We start from the raw sequence: 25,378 nt of genomic DNA, 5'->3' as shown, positions 1-25,378 counted from the left end.
ATGAATAAATTCTGGATTGGACTCTTATGTGGTATTACACTTTGCTTCTCGACAGCTGCTATCGCCTCGAATGCTATTCAGGGGGTACTCTTCCCAAGTAAGATTACCATTCATAATGGCAGTCAGGTCAAGGAGCTAAGCACCTCGACCGGGATGACAGTCATTAGTTATAAGAATCAGACGTTTATCCCGCTTCGATCTTTTACCGAAGCGACGGGATCGATTGTTAACTTTCAACCTGCAACCAAAGAAAACGGTAATCTTAATCAAATTGAGGTCTTCGGCCCCACGACTCTCGCTGGACTTAACCTCAAAAGCAAAGATGGTTCTGTAACACTTGGCAACCTTAACATCGATTCTAGAGACAGTGGATCGATTAAGGTCACCGGTGGAACGGTTAAAATAAATCAAGACATTAGTGGGAAGCAAATTGTTCTTGAAGCCATAGGACCGGATGGTTCTATCCGAGGCAAATCGGAATTCGTCTATATCGATAACGAAAACATCAATCCACCCAAGCTTGGAGAAATTAGGTTGTTTAAAACACTCCTTTCTTATGCCGGTTCAGATGCAACGTTTAGGGCCTCCGTTCAAAATATCGAGAACGTAAAGCTTAATTCGAAGCAGGATCTTAATCAATCGGGAATAACCAAACCATTTTACGGTATGCTTGTTCCGCCAAGCGGTGACGTATATTCTATTGCGGAGCGACCCGTTTTACCTTTCAACTTTACGCTGATGAATACGAGTGACGCATCAATCGAAGTTGATAAAGTCCCTCTCTCACTGACTGTATACAAAGGCAATTCTATCGACTCGATTAACCCAATCGTCTACGAATACAAACTTCCTCCACTTACTGGAAAGCTCGCTCCTCGGGAACAATTTGAGATCAGCATCCCTTGGTATCTAAGTGATAAAAACGGATCTATTCAGCCGGGTAATTATGTTGTTTCTCTAAAGTTACCTAAGCAAATCCAATACCAAAAGGATGGAACTGTTACGAAGCAGGTTTGGGACGTAACCCTGCAATATGGTAGTGATTTCGGAATGAATATTAAGAAATAACTGTGTGTTGAAAAGAAATACCACTCATAAGGGACATTTTTCATGACAGTAAAAGAATGAAAAATAACCGATATTGGTCAGCAAACAACCAATCTTATACATTTAGCGAAGGGAGATTATCGGGGAAGAGGATTTAAAAGGGAGGAAGAGAATTTATTTCGTACAACACACGTAACTGTATGTTATTGAAATGAACAATTATATAATGTCCCTTCTTTAACCCCAATAAAATGATTAAAAGAGAAGTGAACAAGTTGAAGATCGTAAACCCTTATTTTTACTCGATTTGCTAAGTCCAATAACAGGCCGAGGAGATGACGATGAAGTTGTCGAGAAATACAGACTTGTGGACTTTTCAGACGAAACTCAATACAAAATTATAATTAATGAATTATTTGTGGAGTATTTTCAAAGTTTGAGCAAAGAAAATAAGAGTAAAGCAAAGCTAGCATTAAGCTATTATTTATCAAGATCGGAATTAGACCTTGAACGATTATTTGATTCTTGCCTTCCTCCTTTTGATCCTCCTAAAAATGCTCGTGACTTTTTTGTCTGGCTATGGGAAGCACTATTCAACGATGAATACTATACTATAGATCCAAATGAAGTCTATAAAATAGTTAAAGATGTTCATGAACCAAATCGACCTGCAAAAAGCAATTAAAGAGGTCTGACACATCATGTTGTTTTTAACCTTGATTGGCTTCGTGCCTTTCAAGGTTTTTTCTTCTTTTTCATACGTTTTTTCAAATTCTCTCGCAACTGAACAAACAAGTGCTAGATCGGAACCCAGAACCCATCGAAACTGCAAAAATCCAATAGAAACAGGAAGAAAGGTGAATATTGAGTCATGGGAAATGGATTAGTCGTGAGTTATTCTGTTGTAATGAGGCTGTAGTCAGACTGGGAGGTCAGAACGTGGGGAAAACCAAAACCATATACAAAGGGAAGCAAATCATAACCCCAACTGAAGTCATCGATGGTGGAGCAATTGTTGTCGTTGACGGGAAAATAGAAGCGATATTAAGGGAAGCTCCTGCGGAGAGCGGCTTTCAAACGATTGAGCTTACTGATGGAATCATTTCACCAGGGTTTATTGATATTCATATTCATGGAGGAGATGGCTATGATGTGATGGATGGAACATACGAATCATTAAACGGTATATCGACCTATCTGGCTTCAACGGGAACTACGGGTTTTCTGGCGACGACAGTTACTGCGGAGCATGAGGACATCCTGACAGCGATCCACGCAGCCAAAGAGTGCAAGACGCGGGGGACGGAGGGGGCAAGCCTGCTAGGTGTTCATCTCGAAGGGCCTTTTATTAATATTAAGCAAAAAGGCGCCCAAAACCCAGATTGTATCCGCACTCCAGATCATGAGGAGCTCATGGGCTATATTCGCTTACTTGAAGAGGATTTCAAGCTTATTACACTTGCACCGGAAATGGACCCGGACAATCAAATAATTACAACGGCGAGGAGCAGCGGGGTAACCGTTTCTGCTGGACATTCTTGTTGTTCTTATGAGGACGCAATTAAAGCGTTCGAAGCCGGGGTATCCCATGGTACTCACCTGTTTAACGGGATGAATGCTCTGCATCATCGAGAACCGGGGCTCGTTGGTGCTCTTCTAACGGACAGTCGGGTATCAACGGAAGTTATCGCTGACGGAATACATCTGCATCCGGCGACAATCAGGCTGGTTCTGGCGGCCAAAGGCTTAGATAAAACAGTTCTTATTACCGATTGTATCCGGGCAGGTAATTTGCCAGACGGGGATTATGCTTCGGGAGGCTTAACTATTAATGTAAACCGGGGAATTGCTAGAACCAAGGAAGGGAATCTGGCTGGAAGTACTTTAAGTATGATCCGGGCTGTCGAAAATGTTGTTAAGCTTTGCGATGTCCCTCTGGACCAAGCCGTGCATCTTGCTAGCCGGAATCCAGCAAATGTTATTGGGCTCGGTCATCGCAAAGGAACGATAGAGGTAGGTAAGGATGCTGATTTTATTGCGATTACAGACGATTTTGAAGTATTGCTGACCGTTGTAGAAGGAAAAGTGAAGTTCACAAAGCCGCACCAATAGAACTTGCTTCCTTCACTTCCCATACTGGCGATGTTGGTTTGGAGAATATCCCATGTTTTTCTTAAAGACTGTTATAAAATGCTTCTCACTTTTGTAACCGACCATCTCGGATATTTTATATATTTTGAGATTCGTCTCCACAAGCAATCGTTTAGCATTCTCTATGCGGATTCTCGTAAGGTAATCCAGAAAGTTTTCTCCGGATTGATTTTTGAATAACATGCTGAAGTAGGAAGGGTTTAAGTAAAGATAATCTCCAACCATCTGAAGACTAATTTCTTTATTATAGTTGGCTCGGATAAATTGTTTGGCACGTTTAATGATATTCCGAGTTTCTGAGATTCCGCTGCTGTCGATTTCATTATTATCGAGAGCCACGGGATCTTTGGTGTGCGTTTCTTGGTGAACCTTAGTAACCGCTTTGACCAAATCCGCCCAGTAAATCGGTTTGAGCAGATAATCCTTTATGCTGTTGTTTTGGACAGCCTGCTGCGTGTATTGGAAATCACTGTAACCGCTTACAACTACGAAGCTAGTATCGATAGACATTTCCTGAATTAATCGAGCCATCTCAAGCCCCGTCATATCTGGCATCCTGATATCGGTAATGATTAAGTGAGGGCGTTTATGATTTGCAATATCTATACCAGCTAAGCCGCTATCGGCAGAAAAAATATTCGTTACGAAATTGATTTTGCTTGTGATTATGCTGATAATTCCATCTCTGATTAATTTTTCATCTTCAACCACAAGAATATCCATATTCGTCTGCCTCCTTCAATGAACCGAATTATATCAGATTTCACAAAGGATAGCGCTATGTTCTGATCATACCTAAAGAAAGCGGAAGAAATCTAAAAAAATAGCTGAGAATCTCAAACGAAATCCAAAGAATGGGGTAATGAAGAAGGCTGAAAATGAGATTACGATGGTACAAACAACTGCAATGGAGGGATCACATGAGTGTTTTTTTGCTTCCACAGCCTAAATCATGTATGGAGACCAAGGGAAGCTGTAAACTAAGCTCAGGCGATTATATCGTCATTGAGCAGGAGGATAAGGTGGAGCTATTTGATATCGCCCAAAATCTCCAGCAGTGTATATTCAAGTCCACGAATTTTCATTTAAGCGTTCATGTTATTAATCCACATTTTCCAACGGAGTTTATTAAAAAAATAAGGTTCGAGCGAGACAACGGCTTAGCGAAAGAAGAATATAAGCTAACGATTACCCCGACAGGTATACGAATCGAATACGGCAGTAAGGCAGGGGCCTTCTATGCTGTCAGTACATTAAAGCAAATCATCCAGCAGAGTAAAGAGATTCCGTGTCTAACAATTCATGATGAACCCAGTTTTCCGATCCGAGGCTTTATGCTGGACGTAAGCAGAAATAAAATGCCAACTCTCACAACTCTATATCATTTTGTGGATATGATGGCAGAGTTAAAGCTCAATCATTTGCAGCTCTATTTTGAAGGAGTTACCTTTTCATGGCCGTCGTTCGTGGAGCATTCACGTGACACTTCGACTTTAACAGCTGAAGAAATAATGAAGCTGGATATGTATTGCGAGGATAGATGTATAGAGCTGGCCCCGATGCTAAATACGTTCGGACATCAGGAAGGCTGGTTGACGAAGGAAGCATTTAATCATCTGGCGGAATGTCCTGATGGGTTTACAGCGCCATGGGGATACCAAAAGCCGAATACGTTTAATCCATTAGACGAAGGGACAACCTCATTTTTCACAAAGCTAATAGACGAGCTTGCACCGCATTTTTCATCTGTTTATTTTAATGCATGCTGCGATGAAACCTTCGAGTTGGGCCTTGGGAAGAGTAAAGAGCATTGCGATAAGGTTGGAGTAGGACAGGTCTATTTAGACTATGTGCTGAAAATGTATGAATTACTGAAGGCTAGAGGCAAGACGATGATGCTGGCCAATGATATCATTCTTAAATATGAGAGCTTCATTCCACTGTTACCTAAAGATATTGTCATCTTAGAATGGGGATATGAAAGGGATCATCCGTTTGAGAAGGAGTGCGAGCTGTTCGGTAAAGCTAATATTCCTTTTATTATGATGCCAGGCTGTAGCGGGTGGAATTCCATCGCGGGTCGCACCTCAAATATGAAGACCAATCTGCTGAAGGCAGCTGAATATGGTTTGGAATATGGATCAGTAGGTCTACTGATTAGCGAATTCGGAGATAACGGGCATTGGCAGAACCTTCCCGTATGCTACCCAGGACTTGTTTATGGAGCAGCAGTCAGCTGGGGTCCGGTGGAAAATAAGGAAGCGGACGTTGCGGGTTATTTGGATCGCTTTATTTTCAAGGATGAGAATAAGAAAATGGGCGATTTTGTCTTGAATTTGGGAGACTATTATTTGCTTGAAAGCGAGCTTGTCCATAATAATACGTTGCTCTTAAAAATACTGTACGCCGATCTGCTAGATATGGATGCTCTATATAGCATGAGCGAGAACAATTTCCGCGAGATTGAGCAGTATATCGATAAGCTGGAGCGTAATGGTTTGAATCGGAGTCGAATGACTTGTAGTGATTCTGAGCTGATAGCAGAAGAGTTCGGGCATGCGCTACTATTTCTCCGTCATGCGATTAAGCTGGGGAGAGTCAAGCTCTTGCTAAAGGCTTGTCAATCATCAAGTAAGAAGCTTATTGTTGAGCTTGAACAGGCCAAGGGGCAGCTATCAGAGCTTATTCATACTCACAAATTGCTGTGGATCAAAAGAAATCGAATGGCTGGGCTTACAGAGAGTCTGTCTAAGCTGGAGAGATTAAGAGGCCAATATGAGAGCCATATTTCCTTACTAAAAGACAATAAGGCGGAAACGCCTTTGCTAGAAAACACAAACCATTTCTAAAGAATGGTGCAATGACAGCGCTTTACCATTCCCACATAATTAAGAGGCGAGAACAGATTAAATAGAGGAGGGTTTTAATTGAAGAAAAGTTTAATTTTGATTATGGCAATGGTTTTAACTCTTATGACTGCTTGCTCAAGCAATAACTCGGAGAAAGCTTCACCGTCTACAGGTTCAAGTGAAGCCACTGCATCTAACAGTTCACCTTCCAAGGAAGAAACAGAGAAGCCAATTACGTTGACGATGATGACTTGGCAGGGCTCTGGAGCTAACCAGAAGGCATGGGACGCAATGAACGAGAAGTTCCATAAGGAATTCCCGAACATTACCGTTATTAATGAGCCGATGGATTCCAATCAATACAGCCAAATTTACAAGGCTAGATTGGCTTCGGGAGAAGGACCGGATATTTTCTCCGTGTACACTAACGATTTGGAATCATTCGTGAAAGCGGGCTATGTTGCGCCTCTTAACGATCTGGAGATTACTAAGAAGCTAGACAATATAAGCTTTGACCAGATGAAATATGACGGCAATGTTTATGGCATACCTGCTTCCATTGATGGCAGTGGAATTATTTATAACAAGGATATTTTCGCGAAATTGAAATTGGAAATTCCTAAGACATGGTCTGAACTATTGGCCGTATCTGAAGCTCTGAAGAATGCAGGATACACGCCGTTCGGAATATCTGTTAAGGAAGCATGGTTAACTCAGTTCTTCTTCTTTCAGCTAACTAAAGCGTCGATTCAGGATAAGGATCCTACAGCTTATAAGAAAATTGCAGCTGGTGAGATCAAATTTGCGGATACAAAATTAAACGAAGCTTTCGAAAAATTTCTGCTGTTCAAGGATAAAGGGTATTTCAGCAAGGATGCGCTTGGCTTGAACTACGACCAATCCAAAGCAGAATTCGCACAAGGAAAAGCAGCTATGTATCCAGGCGCTATCTTCTTCGCGAATGAAATAAGAGAGATTAATCCACAGTTCGAGATTGGTTTCATGGAGTTCCCTACTTCAGACAACCCGGAAGATATGAAGATTGGCTGGGGCGGAGTCGACATGGGCTTGTACGCCACTGGTGGAAAGAACAGAGAAGCAGCAAAAAAATACATCGATTGGTTGTTTAAACAAGAAAACTACAGTGAGTTCGTAAATGAGATTAAATGGCTGCCGGTATACGAAGGAATTGATGTATCCAATATCGATCCGATTGCTAATGACATATTGGGCTCACTTCTGAACAGAAAGCTGTACGGAGCTGATGCGGACTCATGGAATGCAGGCGTACAGGATACGATGTTTAAGTCGATGCAAGAGGCATATGCCAAGAATCTTCCTGCAAGCTATATTGTTGAAGCCATGGATAAAGCAAATAAAAGAGCAATTGAATTGAAATAATGAAATAAGTAGGGAGGGATACCCCCTTCCCTACTTATTTTTACACTAAGGTGGAATTGTCATGCTGAAGAAAACCGGACCCTATCTATTTATTCTTCCGGCGCTCATCGTCTATCTCTTGCTCACGATTTATCCATCGCTAATGACTTTCTATTATAGCTTTACGAATTACGATGGTATCCTTCCGGCATCTATGACTAAGTTTGTAGGTTGGAGTAATTATAAATATTTATTCACCCAAGACAGCAGTATGCTGCAAGCTATCAATAACAATATTATTTGGCTTGCTTTACAAATCATTGTCGGCAATGGAATAGCACTGCTATTTGCGATATTACTAAACTCGAAAATCAGAGGAAAACGTTTTTTTCGGTCTGTTTTCTTTGCTCCGGTTATCATTAGCTCCGCAGCGGTAAGCTTCGTGTGGGGGTATTTATTGGATCCGCAGGTTGGGGATATCAATAAAATATTAATTTCTTTAGGGCTAGAGCAATTTTCGCACAACTGGCTTGGTGATCCCAACTCAGCCTTGCTGACCATTATATCTGTGGATATATGGAAATCCTTTGGCTTCAATATGGTCATTTTTTTAGCGGCCTTGCAGACCATTCCCCGAGATCTCTATGAAGCATGTACAGTAGATGGAGCCAATCAGAGGCAAACCTTTACAAGAGTCACATTGCCGATGCTGCTTCCGACCTTAGGCTTAGTTACCATTCTTACAACGAATGGGACGCTGCGCACTTTTGACATGGTATACATTCTTACAGGAGGGGGACCGGGATATTCGACGGAGGTCATCATGACGAGGCTGTTTGCAGAGGCGTTCCGATCGAATAGAATGGGTTACGGTTCCGCGGTTTCGATCGTATTATTTTTAATTCTTCTTGTGATAGCTTTTATCCAATTGAAATCGACTGAGCAGAAGGAGATTAGCTAGTGATGGAGAAGTTAAGGAAGAATACGAACAACATTGTTATCTATTTCATTCTAGGTTTTGCTAGTCTTATCGTCATTTACCCTTTTTATTTAATCGTGGTTACGTCATTAAAGACGCAGCAGGAGCTTTATCTAGACTCGGTTGGGGGGATGCTAACGTCCTTTCACTTTGAGAATTACTCACTTGTCTGGACAAAAGCAAAGCTACATCTGATGTTCTCCAATAGCCTTATGATTACAGCGGTAAGTCTTATTTTTATTCTGCTCATTGTTACGCTGGCAAGCTTTTCGCTGTCTAGGATGCAGTTCGCCGGAAAAAGAGGACTGTATCTTTTGTTTTTTATGGGTATCTTTTTACCCTTCCAGCTAAGTATGATTCCTTTAATTAAAATCATTAAGGGAATAGGGTTGTTCGACACTCATCTTGGACTGGATTTGCTTTATATTAATTCTGCCATCCCCTTTGGAATCTTTCTTATTGTAGGATTCATGAGAACCATTCCAAAAGAAATAGATGAAGCTGCTATTGTTGACGGAGCCTCTAAATTTCGGCTCTATCTCTTACTTACGCCGCTTGTTATGCCTGCTATTGCGACCTTGGCGATTCTACAGGGCGTTGCCATCTGGAATGATTTTTTTATCCCGAATCTATTTATTACAACCTATGAGAAAAAAACAATTACTGTTGGCATTATGAGCTTTAAAGGGATGTTTTCGGCTAATTGGAGCGTACTGATGGCAGGGGTATTGATCTCGGTTACTCCGGTACTCCTCTTCTATGTTGCGGCCCAAAAATATATAGTAAATGGTATGACGGCTGGTTCTATTAAAGGCTAGAAAAATAGTAGAGGGGATAGATAGCTATCAGGTACATAAGGGCGCTTTCCATCCGGGTTAAGATCATCATGTCTTATGTACTATTAGTATTTATACCCGTTGTAGTGTCTGCCACTTTTTTCTCTAATCACTATCTGAAGCTGATGGAAAAAACAGTGATTGAAGACAGCCAGCAAACGAGTAATCAAATACTAGTGAATATGGATTTCATTATGTCAGAGGCGAAGTCTGCCGTGAATTATCTTAAATATAATGATAACTTGCTATCTATTCTAAAAACCTATAGCGATTCTGTTCGTGGAGCCTACCCTGATATTTTCGACCAGCTTAGACTTGATGAGTATATGATCGATATATTTAAGTCTAATTCAAATGTAGAAGGTATATATATTGCAACTAACAATAACACCATATTTCATCAGCAAAAGCTAGGCGCCTTAAAGTCTGATTACGCGTTTTATTTAGATCAATGGAAAGAGCAATTAAGATTGTCAAAGGAAGATCAAATCATACTTCCTACCCATGAACAAGAAATATTGATACAACGCAGTAACACGGTGCCACATGTTATATCACTTATTAGTGTCATTCGAGATTACGACCATCGTACCTGGGGTGTTATATGTATCGACCTTAATGTTAAAGCATTTGAAAAAAGCTTGGATATGGTTCGATATACAAGTGGTAGTCAAACGATGTTAACCAATTATTCTGGAGAAATGATCTACCCAATCCCTCAGAAGGTTGATCAACAAGCCCATGAAATGCTTAAGGAAGTTAACGCAAATGAGGCTAATATGAAAGACGGTATAACCTCATTTAAGCTAGATAAACAGAAATATATTGCGGTTAGTAGTGAATCTTCCAACAAAAATTGGAAGGTTCTTAATGTTTTTCCCTACAAGGAAGTGGCCAGCAATGTCATCAAAATCAGAAATGATGTGTACATGCTTTTTGGTGGGTTTTTGCTTCTGTTCGTGGTGGGGGCTTTTGTGTTTTCTCGATATATTACAAGTCCAGTTAAACGACTTATTCTATCCTTCCGGGAAGTGGACAAAGGAAATCTGGATGTCAAAATAGATACCAATGCGACAGATGAAATTGGACTCATGTGTAACTCCTTTAATAAAATGGTGCACAATCTGAAAATCACAATTCGAGATAATTATGAAATGGAAATAAGAGAAAAAGAGGCGGCATTATCCGCGCTGCAAGGGCAAATGAATCCTCATTTTCTATACAACTCACTTGAAATGATTAGTATGACGGCAGTGCTGAACAATGATTATCAATGCAGCGAGATGCTGAATAAGCTAGGGAACACGCTAAGATATACGATCTATAATAATGAAAAATGGGTAGCGCTGGATAAGGAGATGAGCTATCTTGAGGATTATCTCGGTTTGTTCCGTGAAAGATTTCCGCATATCCAATCCGAGATTGCTATCCCCAAAGAGCTCTTACATTTGCAAATTATGAAGATGTCTATCCAGCCGTTCGTGGAAAACATTCTAGTACACGCTAGGAATAAGGATTTTCTTCATATACAAATATCAGCTGCAATAGATGATCAGAATACACTGACCGTAATCGTATCCGACAATGGGGGCGGAATTCCGCCTGACCGTCTAGCCTTAATTAAAAAACAAATTAAGCATAATCCAAAGCGGATGTTTCAGAATGTTAATGAAAATTTGGCTGGTAGCTCGACAGGGATCGGAATTGTGAATACGAGTAAAAGGATGGCTCTAGAGTTTGGAGAAGCTTATGGCGTTGAAGTCAACAATGTGAACGATGGAGTCGTGGTCAAGATCAGATATCCTGTTACTGATCCTATAGCACTATGACAGGGTTTTAATAAGTTATTAATTCAAAAGATATCATACTTAATCAAAAGTTTAGGGAATGATAACCCTCCTGCAACCTGTTACGATTATTGCGCAACCGTAAATAATCAACAAATGGAGGGTTATGAATGCAAAAAAGCCTATGCAGCATTCTCGTATTCGTCTTGTTATTATCATCTTTTGGAAGCGCATCCATTAATGGGGTTTATGCCGCTTCCGGAGAAGAGAACGTCACGTCAACGTCCGCCTCGACTCAAGTGTGGACCAGTGATTCGTTAACGAAGGTGTTTCAAAGCACATTAGTTAACCCGAATGCCTCGCAAAATTTAGAAATTATTGCAGCGAAAAACGAATATCGCTCCGGACAGATCGTCATCCGCTCTGATCATCTGTTGTCTGATATTCAAGTAACCCCGTCCGGCTTAGTCGGGCCAAATAACTTCACACTTTCCAACGTTTCTATTAATCTTATCGAATATCTCAAGCTACGGCGTCATTCTCCGGAAGTAGATCCGGGAGAAATTTTATATCCACCAGATGCAAGCTCCATGCTGTATCCTGATCCCCTTCTCCCCACTTCCCAGCTAGCGGAATTGCCTGCGAACACGACCCAGCCTTTCTGGTATAAGGTATTCGTTCCGAGTGACGCACCTGCAGGTGATTATTATGGAACGGTTCACATTAATGCCAATCAAGAACAGTATGCAGTTGATGTTCACTTGCGGGTACATGATGTCTCAGTGCCTGAGCTTAGGAATACGGAATATATGGTGGATAACTGGCTGGTCTCAGCCGGATGGGCTCCTCATGGAGTAGCTGCAATCGATTATCAGTACGGAATTGTTCAGTGGAGTGCTGAGTGGTGGACACTTATGGATAGAATGGCAGCTTACATGGCTGACCATCGGAATAATGTGTTATGGCTCAGTCCGATCGCCTTTTTACAAAAGGATTCAAGCATTGATACGGAAGGAAATATTGTGTTCGACTGGACTGATTTTGACAGGTTTGTTCAGATGTTTAAGGACAAGGGATCAGGACACTATTTGCACGGTGTAAGTTTATTGTTGGGTAAGAACGTCGACGACCGGTATTTGCTGTCTATATTGGAGAACAAGAACGGCGTCATCACACAAGATAATGTAACCATTGACGATCCGAAAGCAGAAGCATGGCTAGCGAAATACTTGCCTGCACTCGCAGAGCATTTACAAGAGAAGGGGTGGCTGGATACCTTCATCCAAAGCGGGGGAGATGAACCGAAGACTAATCAGGACAACTCCGATAACAATTGGGTGTATGAGAAGATCCATACCTTGGGAACCGCTCAAGATTCGAACGGAGCCACGCATGGCATGAAGACAACGGATGCACAGGTCATCAGGCAGGAGCAGAGCGCGGCCGGTCTAGATATATTCGTAGTGAAACAGGATGTATTCGATCTTAATCAGAGCTTTCATAAGGAAATGCAACGATTAGGTAAGGAATTGTGGCTGTACATTTGCAATTATCCTCAAGGTAAATACTTAAACAGGCTTTACGATATGCATTTAACGAAAACATTGCTTCCCCACTGGTACACCTTCAAGAATGGAATGACGGGGTATCTCCATTATGGCTTTAACATCTGGTCGCCAGAACCGATCTCTATCGGTAAAAGCGTTGAAGTTAGTAGTGAAACGGGCTGGGATTATTGGGCTCCTTCAAGAGCTACAGATGGTGTCGTTACGGCGGACGTAAGAAATTTGGGCTGGAGCAGCAAGTCCAATGAAACCGCGAATGCAGAAGAATATATTACGATTAATCTCGGTAATGAACAGAAGATCCGTAAGGTTGCGATAATGCCGAGAATTGACGAGGGGAACTTCGGGTATGGTTTTCCTGTCGATTTTACAATCGAGACGTATGATTCTGCTACCTCTAGCTGGATCGCTCAAGTGACAGAGGTGGATTTTCCAAAGCCAGAGAAGACTACCTATAATAGTGCTAATACGACGTATAATCTACCTGGAATTATGACGCAATATGTGCGTGTGAAGGCAACCAAGCTTGGGTGCAGTGGTAATCAGTGTACGGATTATCGATTACAGTTATCCGAAATAGAAATAACAGGAGAAGACGATGTTCTTCATGAGTCGGACTATGGCAGTCCTGGAGATGCATGGTTAATCTATCCAGACAAAGAAAACCTAGATGTAATGAGCTCAATGAGAAGTGAAGTGCAATTAGAGGGCATTCAGGATTATGAGCTACTTAAATTGCTTGAGAAAGATGGCAAAGGCGAGTTTGCTCAGAAGATCGCAGGTTCGATCATTTCCAGTGGAACGAAATATAACCGAGAGTCGGAAGCTATCTTGGCAGCTAGGAAAGCAGTGCTTGATCTACTGACAGATCAGTATGCGCTTGAAACCTTCGTTGACTCATTGGATAATATGAATCTCATATTTGGACATTCTGAATTTGTGGGTCTGGATAGCTCTAATCCGGGTAACACAGGCGGAGATGCGGGGCGTCTTGCCAGAACAGCAGGTACGGATCAATTTATTGTTTACAACAAGCCTAATATTCGGAGCTTTGAGGTCCAATTATACTCCGATTCAACCGATGATGTTGAAATTCTAGGCTCTTCCGATAACAAGAGCTGGTTACCGGTAACCGTTCAAAAAAGCGAGCGTACAGACACGCAATATGGTTGGTATGGGTTTACCTTGTCTTCCAGCAAGGTGCCGCAGGGAATAGATTATTTAAAAATCGTGCTTAAGGGGACCAATTTGAATAGCTGGACACCTCAGATTGGGAAAGTAACGATTAACTACGGGTATGAAGTAAATGAGAAGGACAGTTTGGTGGACAACAATGGGTTTGAAGCCGGTATTTGGCCGAGTCATAAAGATGCCGAGATTGATACAGAGGTAAGGGCTACAGGTAAGAAAAGTGCGAGGCTGACAGCTACGGGACAGGGACCCTATGTGGAGAGTGCACTGGCAGCCATTGGCGCAGGCAAGAAGCATTCGTTTTCTGTACGATTAAAAACTGAAGGGATATCTTCCCCCGATGGGGTGAAGGTTGAGCTTATGCAGGTAGATGAAGCTGGTCGCGACATCGGTATTTATTCCAAAAGCAATGGTTTAATCCAAACGGGAGGTACTCATAACTGGACAGAATTCAAGATTGATTCGGTTGAAACTGCTGCGACAAGTCTGAGGGTTATTGTTCGGGTGCAGGCTAATATTACAGGAACAGTATGGATAGATGATGTGGTGCTACTAGATAGCGAGTTTATTCAAACTTACATTGATTATTTTAATGATATGAGCGGCTTATATGCGAATTCTGCCCTGCTTGGTTTGGAGGGAGGTAGTCCGAACATAGCTGGCGGAGATACGAGTCGTCTTGCGAGATTTGAGAATTCAGACCAATATTTCGTCTATAACAAGCCATTAATCTCTGAGTTTTCGTTAAAGGCTTATACGGCAACTAAAGCTGACATTGATTTCTATGCCTCCTCTGATAATGTAACCTGGACCCACGTGAGCGTCCTTGATAGGAATAAAGAAGATACCGATTGGGGCTGGTTTTCTGTAACGAAGGTTGCTCAGAATATCCCTCGGAATACGAACTTTATGAAGGCTGTCATCCGTGAGACAAATGACAATAGCTGGTCACCGCAAATCGGTGAAGTAATGATCAAATACGGTCATGAGGAGTCGGAACCGGAGAGCCTGATTGAGAAGAGCGGCTTTGAAACAGGTCTATGGGCTGTCCAATCCGGCGCCGAATTAGATGCTGAAGTGAAACACAGCGGTAGACAAAGCGCTAAATTGATTGCAGGCAGTAATGCTAGTATCATGTCCAGTTCTGTTGTGGATGTGCAAATAGGGAAAAGCTATTCGACCTCGCTTTGGCTGAAAACGGAGGGGATCTCTGACGAGCATGGAGTCAAAGTCGAAATCATGCAGGTTGATGAATATGGCAATGATCTTGGACTGCTTGATACGGGAAGCCAAACGATAGCCGTTGGCGGAACAACAGCTTGGACAGAGTATTCAATCCATGATATGACTACACTTGCTCCGGGAATTAGATTTATCGTTCGAACGAAGGCAGGGACGACAGGTAAAGCGTGGATCGATGATGTCGTAGTATCCGGCAACAGCTTAATCTACAAGGATACCCTTGATAATATGGATGGTATTTTTGAGAAATCGAGTCATTTCGGTCTGGATTCCTCGAATCCAGTTATTGCGAATGGAGACACAAGCCGGATTGCCCGAATGTCCAACACGAATGAGTATTTAATTTACCATGTACGCAATATGAACAGCTTTTTGGCGAAATTTTATTCCCAATCGAGTGCGATGAAGGTTGATTTTTATGGATCTCCAGATAACTCCACATGGACGAAGCTGGAGATCAAGGAAGTGAAGAGTCTTACGCCTAACGGCTGGACCAACATCAATGTGTCTAATGATACTCTTCCGTTAGGGACGAATTATTTGAAAGTGCTCTTCCGAGATGACAACGAAGTATCCTGGTCACCTCAGCTTGGCGAAATATCGTTTACTTACGGTTATGGGGGTGCAGTAAAACCTGAGCCTGTTAGCTTGATAAGCAATGGCGGTTTTGAGCTTGGACCATGGGTAACTAGCCAAAGGACTACGCTGGATGCGAGCATTAAGCATGGTGGAGATTTTAGCGTTAAGCTGACACCAAGTGGTGGCGATGCCTACACGGGAAGCGATTCGATATCCATCGATTCAGCGAAGCGCTATGTCCTGTCGTTATGGACGAAAGATATGGCAACAGCACCAAACGGAGCAAGTGTTGAAATTATGCAGCTGGATGAACACGGAGCTGAGCTCGGTCTTTATGTCGGAGACTCCGGGGCGTTGTCTATTGGCGGGAGTACAGAATGGAAGAAATTCGTATTCAAGGACCTTGGAGACTTCGCTGCTGGCACAACAGCATTGAAGGTGATCGTTCGTGCAGGGACTACCTTATGGGTGGACGATGTCGTTCTATTGGAAGACAAGGTCATTGCTCGTGCGGCAGTATCGGGGTCGGAGTTCGCTACGACAGATAACAAGGCTTTAACCTTGACGGCGAGAAACGCTACGTCGGGTGAGCGTATGTTAATAGTACAGTATGCGGTGAAGGGCGATGCGACAACTAATGTAGATGGAGGAACATTCGAATGGCTCGTTCCCGCGGGCACAGAGCTGCTGACGAGAGACGTAATATTGTCGATTGAAGAGCAGGGGACCTATATCCTTACAGTTAACGTTACGGATAAGTCTAGCGGAGATCAAATTCTACTAAAAGAGACTCCTATTCGGGTCGTTGCGGCTGGGGGCGGCAATGGTAGCGGTACAAATCATGCACCAACTGCAACGGCAAGCATCACAGGTGCGGCACAAGTGGGCTCAGCGTTAACAGGAACGCATACATTTAGTGATCCCGATGAAGGAGATACGGAAGGGGCTTCGACTTACCGTTGGCTTATTAGCAGCACGTTGGATGGGGCCTATTCCGCGATAGTGGGCGCAACAAGTGCATCTTATTCTCCAATTGCAGTGGATCAAGGTAAACATATCAAGTTTGAAGTGACTCCAGTGGACAACCACGGATTGGCGGGAACGCCTGCGGTTAGTCAGCCGACACTAGCTATAGCAGCTTCTTCAACAGAAGCTGGCCCTAACGATAATAACAATAGCAGCAGTGTTGTGACGTCAAATCCAGAAAGCCCGACAATGCAGAAAGTAACTGAATCGCAGCTAAAAGAAGGCAACGGAACGATTCCGCTCCAATCAGGCAAGGAATCGCTGTCTCTGCCGATGAACGTAGCTGAATGGCTTCAAAATCATGATTTAATTGTTCAAGCGGGTCAAGCAACTATAGTCATTCCATCCAGCGTACTGAAGGCGTTGCAAGAGCAAGCGGTGAAGGAAGCGCTGGATGCGACATCGATCATTGTGAAGGTCGTATCGGCAACTGTAACGACAGCTACTGGTGATTCCTCGCTGAAATCTGGGGGAACCGTATATGAATTAGAGCTTTACGCAGTCAACAATAAAGGCAAACAGACGCGATTGGCTTCTTTCACGGATGCTGTTCACATTGAGCTTTCGTACCAAACCTCGCAGAATAAAGATCTAATCGGAATTTATTATTACAATGAAACAAACCTCAGCTGGGAGTATGTCGGAGGAATACTAGATGCCTCCAAAGGAATCATCTCTACGGAGCTCCATCATTTCAGTAAATACGCGGTCATGGAGTACGACAAGCAATTCGCGGATTTGCCAATCACCCATTGGGCATCCCATGCAATCAAAACACTTGCGGCTAAGTATGTGGTTTCGGGAGTGGACGGAAACAGCTTCAAGCCAGACGGACTTACAACGAGGGCTGAGTTTACGGCGATGCTCGTCCGTGCGTTCAATTTGAAAGCAGTGAAGGAAACGGCCCCATTTAAGGATATCGTATCCGATGCATGGTATGCTGAAGCGGTTCGTACGGCCTATGCCGCAGGGTTGATCCAAGGTGTAGCAGATGATAAGTTTACGCCTAATGCGCAGATCACCCGTGAGCAGATGGCTACATTACTCGTTCGGGCATCCGAATATGCGAAGCATGAGCTGACTTCGGATAACGACGGACTAAACAGTTATCAAGATCGCGGCAATGTTTCCGGCTGGGCAACTGAAGCTGTTAACAAAGCGATTCAATCCGGGCTCATGAATGGCAAAAAAGCAGGCTACTTCAGCCCTTCAGACAAGGTGACTCGCGCAGAGACAGCGCAGGCTATCTGGAACTTGCTGAAGTAAGCGATAAATGAAAGATGCAAAGGCTGCTGACGATTGATGTTAGCAGCTTTTGCTATTCTATTATGTGAAAGGGGACTAGTGGTTAGTGCAGGGAAATGTGCTAGAATGGGCATACCAAGTCTATCTACGAGAAGAGGAAGGTTAGACGAATGCAGCCATTTACAGAACGAGTCGTTCAGATTATTAAAAGCATACCAGAAGGACGTGTGATGACGTATGGGCAAATCGCGGAATGTGCGGGGAGCCCAAGAGGGGCCAGGCAGGTCGTTAGAATTCTACATTCGCTGAGCGCGAAGCATGACCTGCCTTGGCATAGAGTTGTTAATGCTAAAGGGGAAATTGCCATTCAAGAAGGTGAAGGGCGATATATGCAAGCTCTCTATTTGGAAAATGAGCACGTCGAGATTGGCTTAGGCGGTCGCATAGACCTCGATATTTACCGTTTTACTCCGCCGCCGACTTCTGCTCAAAAAGCTTAATAATCTCAATGATCACGTTAGTAGCCTTAATCATCGTATCTACTGAGACGTATTCGTATCGCCCATGGTAGTTCTCTCCACCTGTGAAAATATTCGGAGTAGGCAATCCCATGTAGCTCAGCTGAGAGCCATCGGTGCCACCGCGAATCGGACGGATGATGGGATCAATGCCTAGGTTCACCATCGCTTGATGGGCGATATCTACGATTTCTTTAACGGGCTCTATTTTCTCCCGCATGTTGAGGTACTGATCCTTAATTTCAAGTAATATCCGTTGCTCTCCGTATGTCTCCTGTAATTCCTTCACGATTTCTTGCAGCTCTGCCTTTCTCCCGTCAAAACGTTCCTTATCGAAATCCCGAATGATGTAATGAAGCTTGGTTTCTTCAACGTCCCCCTGAATCGAGATGAGGTGATAGAAGCCCTCATAGCCCTCTGTATATTCCGGTGCTTCTTCCGCAGGCAGCCGATTATTAATCTCCATCGCGATCTTCGCGGAGTTTACCATTTTACCCTTGGCCGTCCCTGGATGAACGATCTTTCCTGTGCAAGTAATCCGAGCAACAGCAGCGTTGAAGCTCTCATATTGCAGCTCGCCAAGCGGTCCGCCGTCCATTGTGTAAGCATAGCTAGCATTAAAAGCAGCTACATCGAACCGATGAGGCCCTCTCCCGATTTCCTCATCCGGAGTGAAAGCGACTCTGACGCGGCCGTGTTTAATTTCAGGATGCTGAATCAAGTAAGCCATTGCGGTCATGATTTCAGTCATGCCTGCTTTGTCGTCTGCACCTAGTAGTGTCGTTCCATCAGTTGTAATTAAAGTTTGCCCAATGTAGCTGGAGAGCTCTGGGAAATCCTGTGGCGACAGCACGATATTCTGAGCTTCGTTAAGGATGATATCCTTGCCGTCGTAGCTGTCTACGATTTGAGGCTTTACATCTTTGCCCGTGAAGTCGGTTGCTGTATCGAGATGCGCGAGGAACCCAATTGTGGGAATGTTCTTATCGGTGTTAGCAGGCAGTGTAGCCATGACGTATCCATTGGCATCGACCGTAACATCCTCCATTCCAATTTGCTTTAGCTCTTCAACTAACATTTTCCCAAGCGTTAATTGACCCTCAGTAGTCGGACAAGTCTTGTTGCTCTCATCGGACTGGGTGTCCACTTGAACATACGTCTTAAATCTGGCTATAATTTCATCCTTCATTGTGCGATCAGCTCCTTGAAGCTATTTTACCAAAGTTCGGAGAGAGTATGAAATGCTGAGATCCGCCATTGGGTTAAGGGAATTCATACTATTTCTGGCTTCAAGGAAATACAATATCATGTAAGCGCAAACATGGAGTCACACAGCTAATCTAGGACCCTATTCGGATAGCGGGAGGAAATAGCGATGGGAACGCGATTATTGTCTGAATATCTCATTAAGAAATATAATCCTCAGCTGAGATATGTGAGGGCCCATACTAATGGAAAGAACAAGGCGACACTGTACGTCTGGAATAATGATTTACAGCTGCCCGAGCAGGATGTCGCTGCCTTGAAGCAGTTTGTTTCTGGTTATTTGCCTTCCTATGTTTGCTTTCAAATCAAAGCGTATTCGATGATTCAAGCCGATAGCGTGCCCCAGGTGTATGAGCTACCCGAGAAGATTGTACAAACAGCCATGCAAAGAGATTTGGATCAGTACGGTATTGTAGCCGTTATTAATACGATGCTCGCGAGTGGAGGGATGACTTTCAGCAGACTTGATATGAATACGGGGACCCTTCATTTTAACGTGTATACGACAACTATTCTGACTGAAATTGAAAAGGAGCTCATCAATAGGTACCTGTCGGAAATTATTCCTCTCGGCTTCTCGTGTAAGGTTAGTTACTGATTTGTGAGGTTTTGTTATGAATCTAGACGGTTCGGCAGCACGATTATGTTACTTTATTATAGGGTCACACACTGAAAACACGCTTTTTATAAATTATATGTCATATATGTTGACAAACAACTAGCTATATTTTATTATTAAGTGAGAGAACGTTTGCTCAAAATTAACCATTTTTCATCCTTCTGCCTGTTTGTGAGAAGACGGTTGAATAAATAATTTTTATTTTTATCTTGCTGAGAGCAAATTTTTAATGTAAAATGACGAATGTAAACGCAATCATTATTGTGAATGTGTCGAATGACAGGTAATTTAGTAGAAAACCACTTATCGGGTAGCCGATATTTTTTTAACAAAGTTGAGAGAACGTTCTCGCAAAATGGTGGGAGGGATAAAAGTGTCAGTGCAACTTAAGGATATAGCCAAACATCTCAATATATCTATTTCCACAGTGTCCCGAGTCATTAACGGAACGGGAAGAGTGAATAAGGATACGCGAGAGCTCATTCTAAAAACCATCAAGGAGCTAGGCTATCATCCAAATGAAGTCGCTAGAAGCTTAAAGCGCAAAAGCGCAAATACGATTGGTGTTATCGTGCCGGATCTCTCGAACAGCTTCTACGCCAGCGTGATCAAGGGCGTTGAGAAAATTGCCAGTGAGAACGAGCATTCCGTCATCGTATGCAACAGCGACGAGGATATTCAGAAGGAAGAAGAGTACGTTCAGCTACTCCTCCAGAAGCAGGTTACGGGGCTTGTAATTGCAACCGTAGGTGGGAATCCGCAGTTGTTCGAGCAATACAAGCGCTCGGGTATCCCCTTCGTCTTCATTGATAACCTACCGAACACGCAGGAAAATTTCGATGTTGTAACTATAGACAATGTCAAAGCGGGTTATGACCTAGCTAAGCATTTAGTAGATCAAGGGCATAAAAAGCTTGCCATCATTACCGGACCTCAGAATCAATCAACAGCGGCGGAGCGTTTGCTTGGTTTCCAGAAATGTCTGGAGGATAACGGCATAACCGTCCATGAGAAGTGGATTGGGGTTGGACAGTTCCGCAGAGAGAGCGGTTATCAGATTATGAACGAATGGCTTCAGCAGGACGAGCTTCCAACCGCAATATTCGCAGCTAATGATTTTCTGCTATATGGCGCAATTAAAGCAATCCAAGAACGAGGTCTCAATGTTCCGAATGATATTGCAGCAGTTTGCTTTGATGCCAACGATGAGACAGGGTTAGTTAAACCGCAGATAACTTCAATTATCCAACCGGCACATATGATTGGGTCTATAGCTGGGGACATCATCATGAGGAAAGAGAAGAATAAGAACTTAAAGATGTTTGAGAAAATCGTCCTTGAACCGAAGCTTATCATCAATGAATCTAGTCAAACTGGGAGATGATCATCATGAACGACAACAACGGAAAGCTGCAATGGGTATTTCCAGATTGCGAATTGCCACCTGCTGGTGATTCTTTGCTCGAAGGACACGAGTCTATCATCGTACTTAATATGAATGCAACGAAGGCAACGGTGGAGTTTACTCTCTATTTTGCAGATCAAGAACCTATCGGGACTATCTCAGCTGAAGTAGAAGGGGAGAGGGTTCGTTGCTTTAGATTGGACAACCCCGAGCACTTGAATGGGTACATCGTTCCTCGAGAAACGCAATATGCCGTAAAGCTAGTCAGCGATGTGCCAGTTGTCGTTCAATACGGAAGACTGGATACGAGACAAACTAATATGGCCTTCTATACAACTATGGGTTTAAGTGTCTAAGGACACTCCTCCGCTTGTCACATCTGGTTTCATGGGCTCCCGAGTTTAACTCGGGGACTATAACATAATAGGGAGGCATCATCTATGAAAAAGGGTTGGGTCAAGTCATTCGCAGCTATGTTGGTATTATCGTTAGTGCTCGTTGGTTGTTCGAATTCAAACAAAGAGTCTTCATCTAGCGGTGGGGATGCAAGTGGAAGTCCGACAAGTGGCGGCGATCAAATCTTAATTGGTGGAGCCATAATGAACCTCGGTTGGCCGTGGTACCAAGGTGCGATTGACGGCATGAACAACTATGCTAAGAAATCAGACAAAAGCTTAAAGCTACAATTCGAGGACGGTAAATTCGATATTAACACGCAAATTACTCAGCTTGAAAATATGGCGCAGTTAGGCGCTAAAGGGATCGTAGTATTCCCTGTTGATGGTAAAGCCATTATTCCGACGCTTGTGAAGCTACATGAGAAGGGTGTCAAAATCGTAGTTGGCGATTATCCGCAATCACCAGACAATCCGGAAGATGTAGTTTGGGAAACATTCGTAGGACATGATTTCAAGGAAATGGGCAAAGCCGCAGGTGAAGTTGCTGTAAATTATTTGAAAACTCTGAATAAGGACAACCCTACAGTCGCTTACTTAACGGTACCGGCATCCGGTCAAGCATCAGTAGATCGTTTTGAAGGCTTCTCCAGCGTCATTAAAGCAGCTTTTCCTAACGCTAAAGTGATCGAAGAGGGTGACCCTAAAGGAGATAGAAACTCAGCTCAGACTCTGTTCGAGAATGTTCTTCAACGTAATAAATCTATCGATGTTGTAAGCGGACATAATGATGCATTAGTTCTAGGAGCTTACAATGCCGCGGTAAGTACGAATCGTGATAAGGAAGTAAAGTTCATCGGAATAGCGGGCGACAAAGAGGTCCTTAAATTCATCCAAGACGGAAATTCAGCATGGATAGGTGAAGTGCTTCAAGATCCAGTTGTTCTGGGAGAGGTTGCTCTTCAAGCGCTAATGGAAGCAATGGATGGCAAGGATCTTGGGGATACGACTCCACTTCCTAAGCCTGAAGTGATTACCCCTGATAATATCAAGGATTATGACTGGAAAAGCTGGTCGTGGCTAGGTAAATAATGTAGGGGAGAAGGGACTGCGATAGTGGTTCCTTCTCCAAACCTCAAATCCAAGTAATCATCACTATAAGACATCCAAGAGGAGGAAGGGCGATGCGTGCATTACTTCCCGAACCAAAAAGCTTTCAGTATGGCGAGGGTACGACGAATCGATTTCAAGGGTTTAATCTGGTGACGATCGGTTTAACAAATTCGGAGCTTGAAGTAAAAGAAATTGCAGATAAGAAGCTGTGGAATTATCAGGACATCACATTACAGGTAGACACCGCGGATTCCACGCATTTAGATATTATTCTTTATGATCGGCTTTCGGGGAACGAGTCAATCGAGCAGCCTGAATTGTTCCTGCTGCAAGGCTACACCATTAAGGTCGAAGAAGCAGCTGTTCATATCGGATTTGCCCATCGTGATGGTTATGTGAATGCGCTCTCAACGCTTAAGCAGCTGCTCCAGCGTCAAGATGACGGGGGATATGTTCTGTCTGAGATTACTATTCTAGATTGGCCTTCGATCGAAAAACGTTCCATATCGAACACGTTTGCCTGGTATGCGGGCTATGGACGAATTGGATTTGATATGCAGCTATGGGGCTATGAGGAATGGATAGAATATTTGAATATTTGCTCAGACCTCAAGATTAACCAATTTAATATGTGCATGTACGGATACTGGCCTTTCCAATTTGACGAGTATCCCGAAACGATGCTTCAAGACTATAAGATGAAGGTTTGGAATGAAGAAAGCAGCAATTGGATCGAGGTCGCCTACACACACCCGAATATTACGGAAGAGTTTCTATCGCGGTTATTCGATTATGGGCACCAGCTAGGCATCGACTTTTATGCGTATATCGGCTTGAACAGCTATAACGGTGGTTACCCAAGCATTAATAAAGACAAGAGAATGGTTCTACCCAAGGATGGAAAATTCGTAAATGATTTCGATACATTGTGCCTGAGCAAGCCGGAAAATATAGCTTATCTGAAAGCGTCGATGCGTCGCATCGTGCAATTGGGCTTTGATGGCATCGATTTCGAGGAAAGCGAGGAGTCCTATTGGTTCTGCAATTGCGAGGGATGCGGGAAAACCTTCATGAATAACCGCACACCTGCAGAGGCGAAGCACAAAGCGAATTTCTGGCTACTCAACACGCTTTATACAGAGATCAAGGATGAGAATCAGGATTGCGTCGTGGGAGTTCGGGCATGGAGAGAACCGCCTTTAGAGAAAAGTGTGAGTTATCTACAGGATTGTAAAAACAACATTCCGGAGGATGTCGTCCTGTTCTGGGCGCCGGGATTATATGTCTCTGATGACGAGTTTCCGAAATGGGTCGATGTGTTCGGCAAAGAGCGGATATGGGCGAGAGATACGGAAGCCAACGCGGTTGCAGCAACAATGGGTCGATTGATGCGGATATTCAAATCCAACGTGATCCGGGCTGAAGAAGAGACGAATCACCAATATATTGAGAAAGACATCGATATGCACATCGATTCGGTGAAGCATCAGGTCAGAGGCATAAATGGATACATGTTCGAATGGTACGGATATTTCCTCAATCTGTATTCCCATTCTTATTATGGCTGGGGATCGGATAAAGGTGCTGAAACGTTCTACCGGCATTCCGTTGAGGCCGTATTCGGTCCGGAGCTCGTGGACGATATTTTATACGTGCAGCAGAACATGCTCACCATTCACGAAAGCCAATTGAACATTTTCCCGACGGAATTCCCATTCCTGCGCAATAAAGTGAACGAGAACGATATTCCCGTCATTAAGCAGGCTATTGCGGATTGGCCGAATATTGGGGCTAAAATTCGCAAGGTAAAAGAGGAGCTCCGAAAGGATGAGCAGCTTAAGGTTTACGTCAAGCATTTCGAAAAAATTGAAAATTCCCATGAACGGAATCGGATTATATACGACTTGGCGCTGACCTCTATCGCTTATGACAGTGCGGCAACACTAGATGAGAAAAGAAAATACTTGCTCGAGATGGATAGCTTAAACGAGCAGGATTTCTCCCTAGTGAAGCAAACGTATTTCGATGTCAATCCGGTTGATGAGACGGGCACACCGTCATGTATGTATCCTTACCATGAGCTTAAGAGAGTCATTCATAACGAACTATATCCCGATAAGCGGGATGATCGGCAAATCTTCCTGGGCGTCGAAGCACTCGGATGGTTATGGCTGTAAGAAGGGGG

Annotated in this window: 17 protein-coding genes; 15 read left to right on the top strand and 2 right to left on the bottom strand. The window is 43.3% G+C overall.

Annotation, left to right across the window (positions count from 1 at the left end; all coding sequences use genetic code 11):
• From KCTCHS21_RS28500 to nagA, 3 genes are all read left to right on the top strand, one after another.
• The gene (locus KCTCHS21_RS28500; protein ID WP_130615777.1) at positions 1-1,068 is read left to right on the top strand and encodes a hypothetical protein; all 1,068 of its coding nucleotides are present in this window, start codon (positions 1-3) and stop codon (positions 1,066-1,068) included.
• Positions 1,069-1,414: 346 nt separating this feature from the next.
• Positions 1,415-1,732, top strand: coding sequence for a hypothetical protein (locus KCTCHS21_RS28495; RefSeq protein WP_130615774.1), 318 nt, complete (start codon positions 1,415-1,417; stop codon positions 1,730-1,732).
• Positions 1,733-1,986: 254 nt separating this feature from the next.
• A complete protein-coding gene (gene nagA, locus KCTCHS21_RS28490; protein WP_157994146.1) occupies positions 1,987-3,159 on the top strand; it encodes an N-acetylglucosamine-6-phosphate deacetylase in 1,173 nt (390 codons plus the stop codon).
• 12 nt (positions 3,160-3,171) lie between these two features.
• Here the strand turns inward: nagA and KCTCHS21_RS28485 are convergent, their stop codons facing one another.
• Positions 3,172-3,921 carry a response regulator transcription factor gene (locus tag KCTCHS21_RS28485; protein WP_130615770.1) on the bottom strand — a complete coding sequence of 250 codons (750 nt, stop codon included), beginning with the start codon at positions 3,919-3,921 and terminating at the stop codon, positions 3,172-3,174.
• A 197-nt stretch (positions 3,922-4,118) separates the two neighbouring features.
• Here KCTCHS21_RS28485 and KCTCHS21_RS28480 point away from each other — a divergent pair, with 197 nt between their 5' ends.
• The 7 genes from KCTCHS21_RS28480 (at position 4,119) to KCTCHS21_RS28450 (ending at position 18,377) form a co-directional block, all read left to right on the top strand.
• Positions 4,119-6,047 (top strand): glycoside hydrolase family 20 zincin-like fold domain-containing protein, encoded by a 1,929-nt coding sequence (locus KCTCHS21_RS28480; protein WP_162309396.1) that lies wholly within the window; start codon positions 4,119-4,121, stop codon positions 6,045-6,047.
• 78 nt (positions 6,048-6,125) lie between these two features.
• Positions 6,126-7,448, top strand: a complete 1,323-nt coding sequence (locus KCTCHS21_RS28475) for an ABC transporter substrate-binding protein (RefSeq protein WP_130615766.1) — start codon at positions 6,126-6,128, stop codon at positions 7,446-7,448.
• Positions 7,449-7,509: 61 nt separating this feature from the next.
• Complete coding sequence (locus tag KCTCHS21_RS28470; RefSeq protein ID WP_130615764.1) at positions 7,510-8,388, top strand: carbohydrate ABC transporter permease; 879 nt, start codon at positions 7,510-7,512, stop codon at positions 8,386-8,388.
• 2 nt (positions 8,389-8,390) lie between these two features.
• Positions 8,391-9,224 carry a carbohydrate ABC transporter permease gene (locus KCTCHS21_RS28465; RefSeq protein WP_130615762.1) on the top strand — a complete coding sequence of 278 codons (834 nt, stop codon included), beginning with the start codon at positions 8,391-8,393 and terminating at the stop codon, positions 9,222-9,224.
• A 68-nt stretch (positions 9,225-9,292) separates the two neighbouring features.
• Entirely contained in the window at positions 9,293-11,071 is a 1,779-nt protein-coding gene (locus KCTCHS21_RS28460; RefSeq protein ID WP_130615760.1) for a cache domain-containing sensor histidine kinase, read from the top strand.
• 128 nt (positions 11,072-11,199) lie between these two features.
• Positions 11,200-17,898 carry an S-layer homology domain-containing protein gene (locus KCTCHS21_RS28455; RefSeq protein ID WP_130615758.1) on the top strand — a complete coding sequence of 2,233 codons (6,699 nt, stop codon included), beginning with the start codon at positions 11,200-11,202 and terminating at the stop codon, positions 17,896-17,898.
• A gap of 149 nt (positions 17,899-18,047) precedes the next feature.
• Positions 18,048-18,377, top strand: coding sequence for an MGMT family protein (locus KCTCHS21_RS28450; RefSeq protein WP_130615756.1), 330 nt, complete (start codon positions 18,048-18,050; stop codon positions 18,375-18,377).
• On the opposite strand, the gene pepT is transcribed toward KCTCHS21_RS28450, so the two are convergent.
• Positions 18,343-19,584, bottom strand: coding sequence for a peptidase T (pepT, locus tag KCTCHS21_RS28445; RefSeq protein WP_130615754.1), 1,242 nt, complete (start codon positions 19,582-19,584; stop codon positions 18,343-18,345). The two genes, KCTCHS21_RS28450 and pepT, sit on opposite strands and share 35 nt — an antisense overlap.
• A 186-nt stretch (positions 19,585-19,770) precedes the next feature.
• On the opposite strand from pepT, the gene KCTCHS21_RS28440 reads away from it, so the two are divergent.
• The 5 genes from KCTCHS21_RS28440 to KCTCHS21_RS28420 all read left to right on the top strand — a co-directional run bounded on the left by KCTCHS21_RS28440 (position 19,771) and on the right by KCTCHS21_RS28420 (position 25,370).
• A complete protein-coding gene (locus KCTCHS21_RS28440; protein WP_130615752.1) occupies positions 19,771-20,259 on the top strand; it encodes a hypothetical protein in 489 nt (162 codons plus the stop codon).
• Between the two features lie 394 nt (positions 20,260-20,653).
• Positions 20,654-21,664 (top strand): LacI family DNA-binding transcriptional regulator, encoded by a 1,011-nt coding sequence (locus tag KCTCHS21_RS28435; protein ID WP_162309395.1) that lies wholly within the window; start codon positions 20,654-20,656, stop codon positions 21,662-21,664.
• 5 nt (positions 21,665-21,669) lie between these two features.
• Complete coding sequence (locus tag KCTCHS21_RS28430) at positions 21,670-22,041, top strand: sensory rhodopsin transducer (protein ID WP_157994145.1); 372 nt, start codon at positions 21,670-21,672, stop codon at positions 22,039-22,041.
• An 84-nt stretch (positions 22,042-22,125) separates the two neighbouring features.
• Positions 22,126-23,172, top strand: coding sequence for a sugar ABC transporter substrate-binding protein (locus KCTCHS21_RS28425; protein ID WP_130615745.1), 1,047 nt, complete (start codon positions 22,126-22,128; stop codon positions 23,170-23,172).
• A 92-nt stretch (positions 23,173-23,264) separates the two neighbouring features.
• Complete coding sequence (locus KCTCHS21_RS28420; RefSeq protein WP_130615743.1) at positions 23,265-25,370, top strand: glycoside hydrolase family 20 zincin-like fold domain-containing protein; 2,106 nt, start codon at positions 23,265-23,267, stop codon at positions 25,368-25,370.
• The last annotated feature ends 8 nt before the right edge of the window (positions 25,371-25,378 follow it).

Origin of the sequence: Cohnella abietis (genome assembly GCF_004295585.1) — a bacterium.
Classification (GTDB): domain Bacteria; phylum Bacillota; class Bacilli; order Paenibacillales; family Paenibacillaceae; genus Cohnella; species Cohnella abietis.
This window is presented reverse-complemented; position numbering and strand designations above follow the sequence as displayed.

What these genes read in the sequence shown, in the direction of transcription:
- KCTCHS21_RS28455 (WP_130615758.1), top strand. Translation starts at nt 11,200, where the DNA reads ATGCAAAAAAGCCTATGCAGCATTCTCGTATTCGTCTTGTTATTATCA.
- KCTCHS21_RS28470 (WP_130615764.1), top strand. Translation starts at nt 7,510, where the DNA reads ATGCTGAAGAAAACCGGACCCTATCTATTTATTCTTCCGGCGCTCATC.
- KCTCHS21_RS28450 (WP_130615756.1), top strand. Translation starts at nt 18,048, where the DNA reads ATGCAGCCATTTACAGAACGAGTCGTTCAGATTATTAAAAGCATACCA.
- KCTCHS21_RS28420 (WP_130615743.1), top strand. Translation starts at nt 23,265, where the DNA reads ATGCGTGCATTACTTCCCGAACCAAAAAGCTTTCAGTATGGCGAGGGT.
- KCTCHS21_RS28480 (WP_162309396.1), top strand. Translation starts at nt 4,119, where the DNA reads ATGAGTGTTTTTTTGCTTCCACAGCCTAAATCATGTATGGAGACCAAG.
- pepT (WP_130615754.1), bottom strand. Translation starts at nt 19,584, where the DNA reads ATGAAGGATGAAATTATAGCCAGATTTAAGACGTATGTTCAAGTGGAC.
- KCTCHS21_RS28500 (WP_130615777.1), top strand. Translation starts at nt 1, where the DNA reads ATGAATAAATTCTGGATTGGACTCTTATGTGGTATTACACTTTGCTTC.
- KCTCHS21_RS28465 (WP_130615762.1), top strand. Translation starts at nt 8,391, where the DNA reads ATGGAGAAGTTAAGGAAGAATACGAACAACATTGTTATCTATTTCATT.
- KCTCHS21_RS28485 (WP_130615770.1), bottom strand. Translation starts at nt 3,921, where the DNA reads ATGGATATTCTTGTGGTTGAAGATGAAAAATTAATCAGAGATGGAATT.
- KCTCHS21_RS28430 (WP_157994145.1), top strand. Translation starts at nt 21,670, where the DNA reads ATGAACGACAACAACGGAAAGCTGCAATGGGTATTTCCAGATTGCGAA.
- KCTCHS21_RS28425 (WP_130615745.1), top strand. Translation starts at nt 22,126, where the DNA reads ATGAAAAAGGGTTGGGTCAAGTCATTCGCAGCTATGTTGGTATTATCG.
- KCTCHS21_RS28460 (WP_130615760.1), top strand. Translation starts at nt 9,293, where the DNA reads ATGTCTTATGTACTATTAGTATTTATACCCGTTGTAGTGTCTGCCACT.
- KCTCHS21_RS28440 (WP_130615752.1), top strand. Translation starts at nt 19,771, where the DNA reads ATGGGAACGCGATTATTGTCTGAATATCTCATTAAGAAATATAATCCT.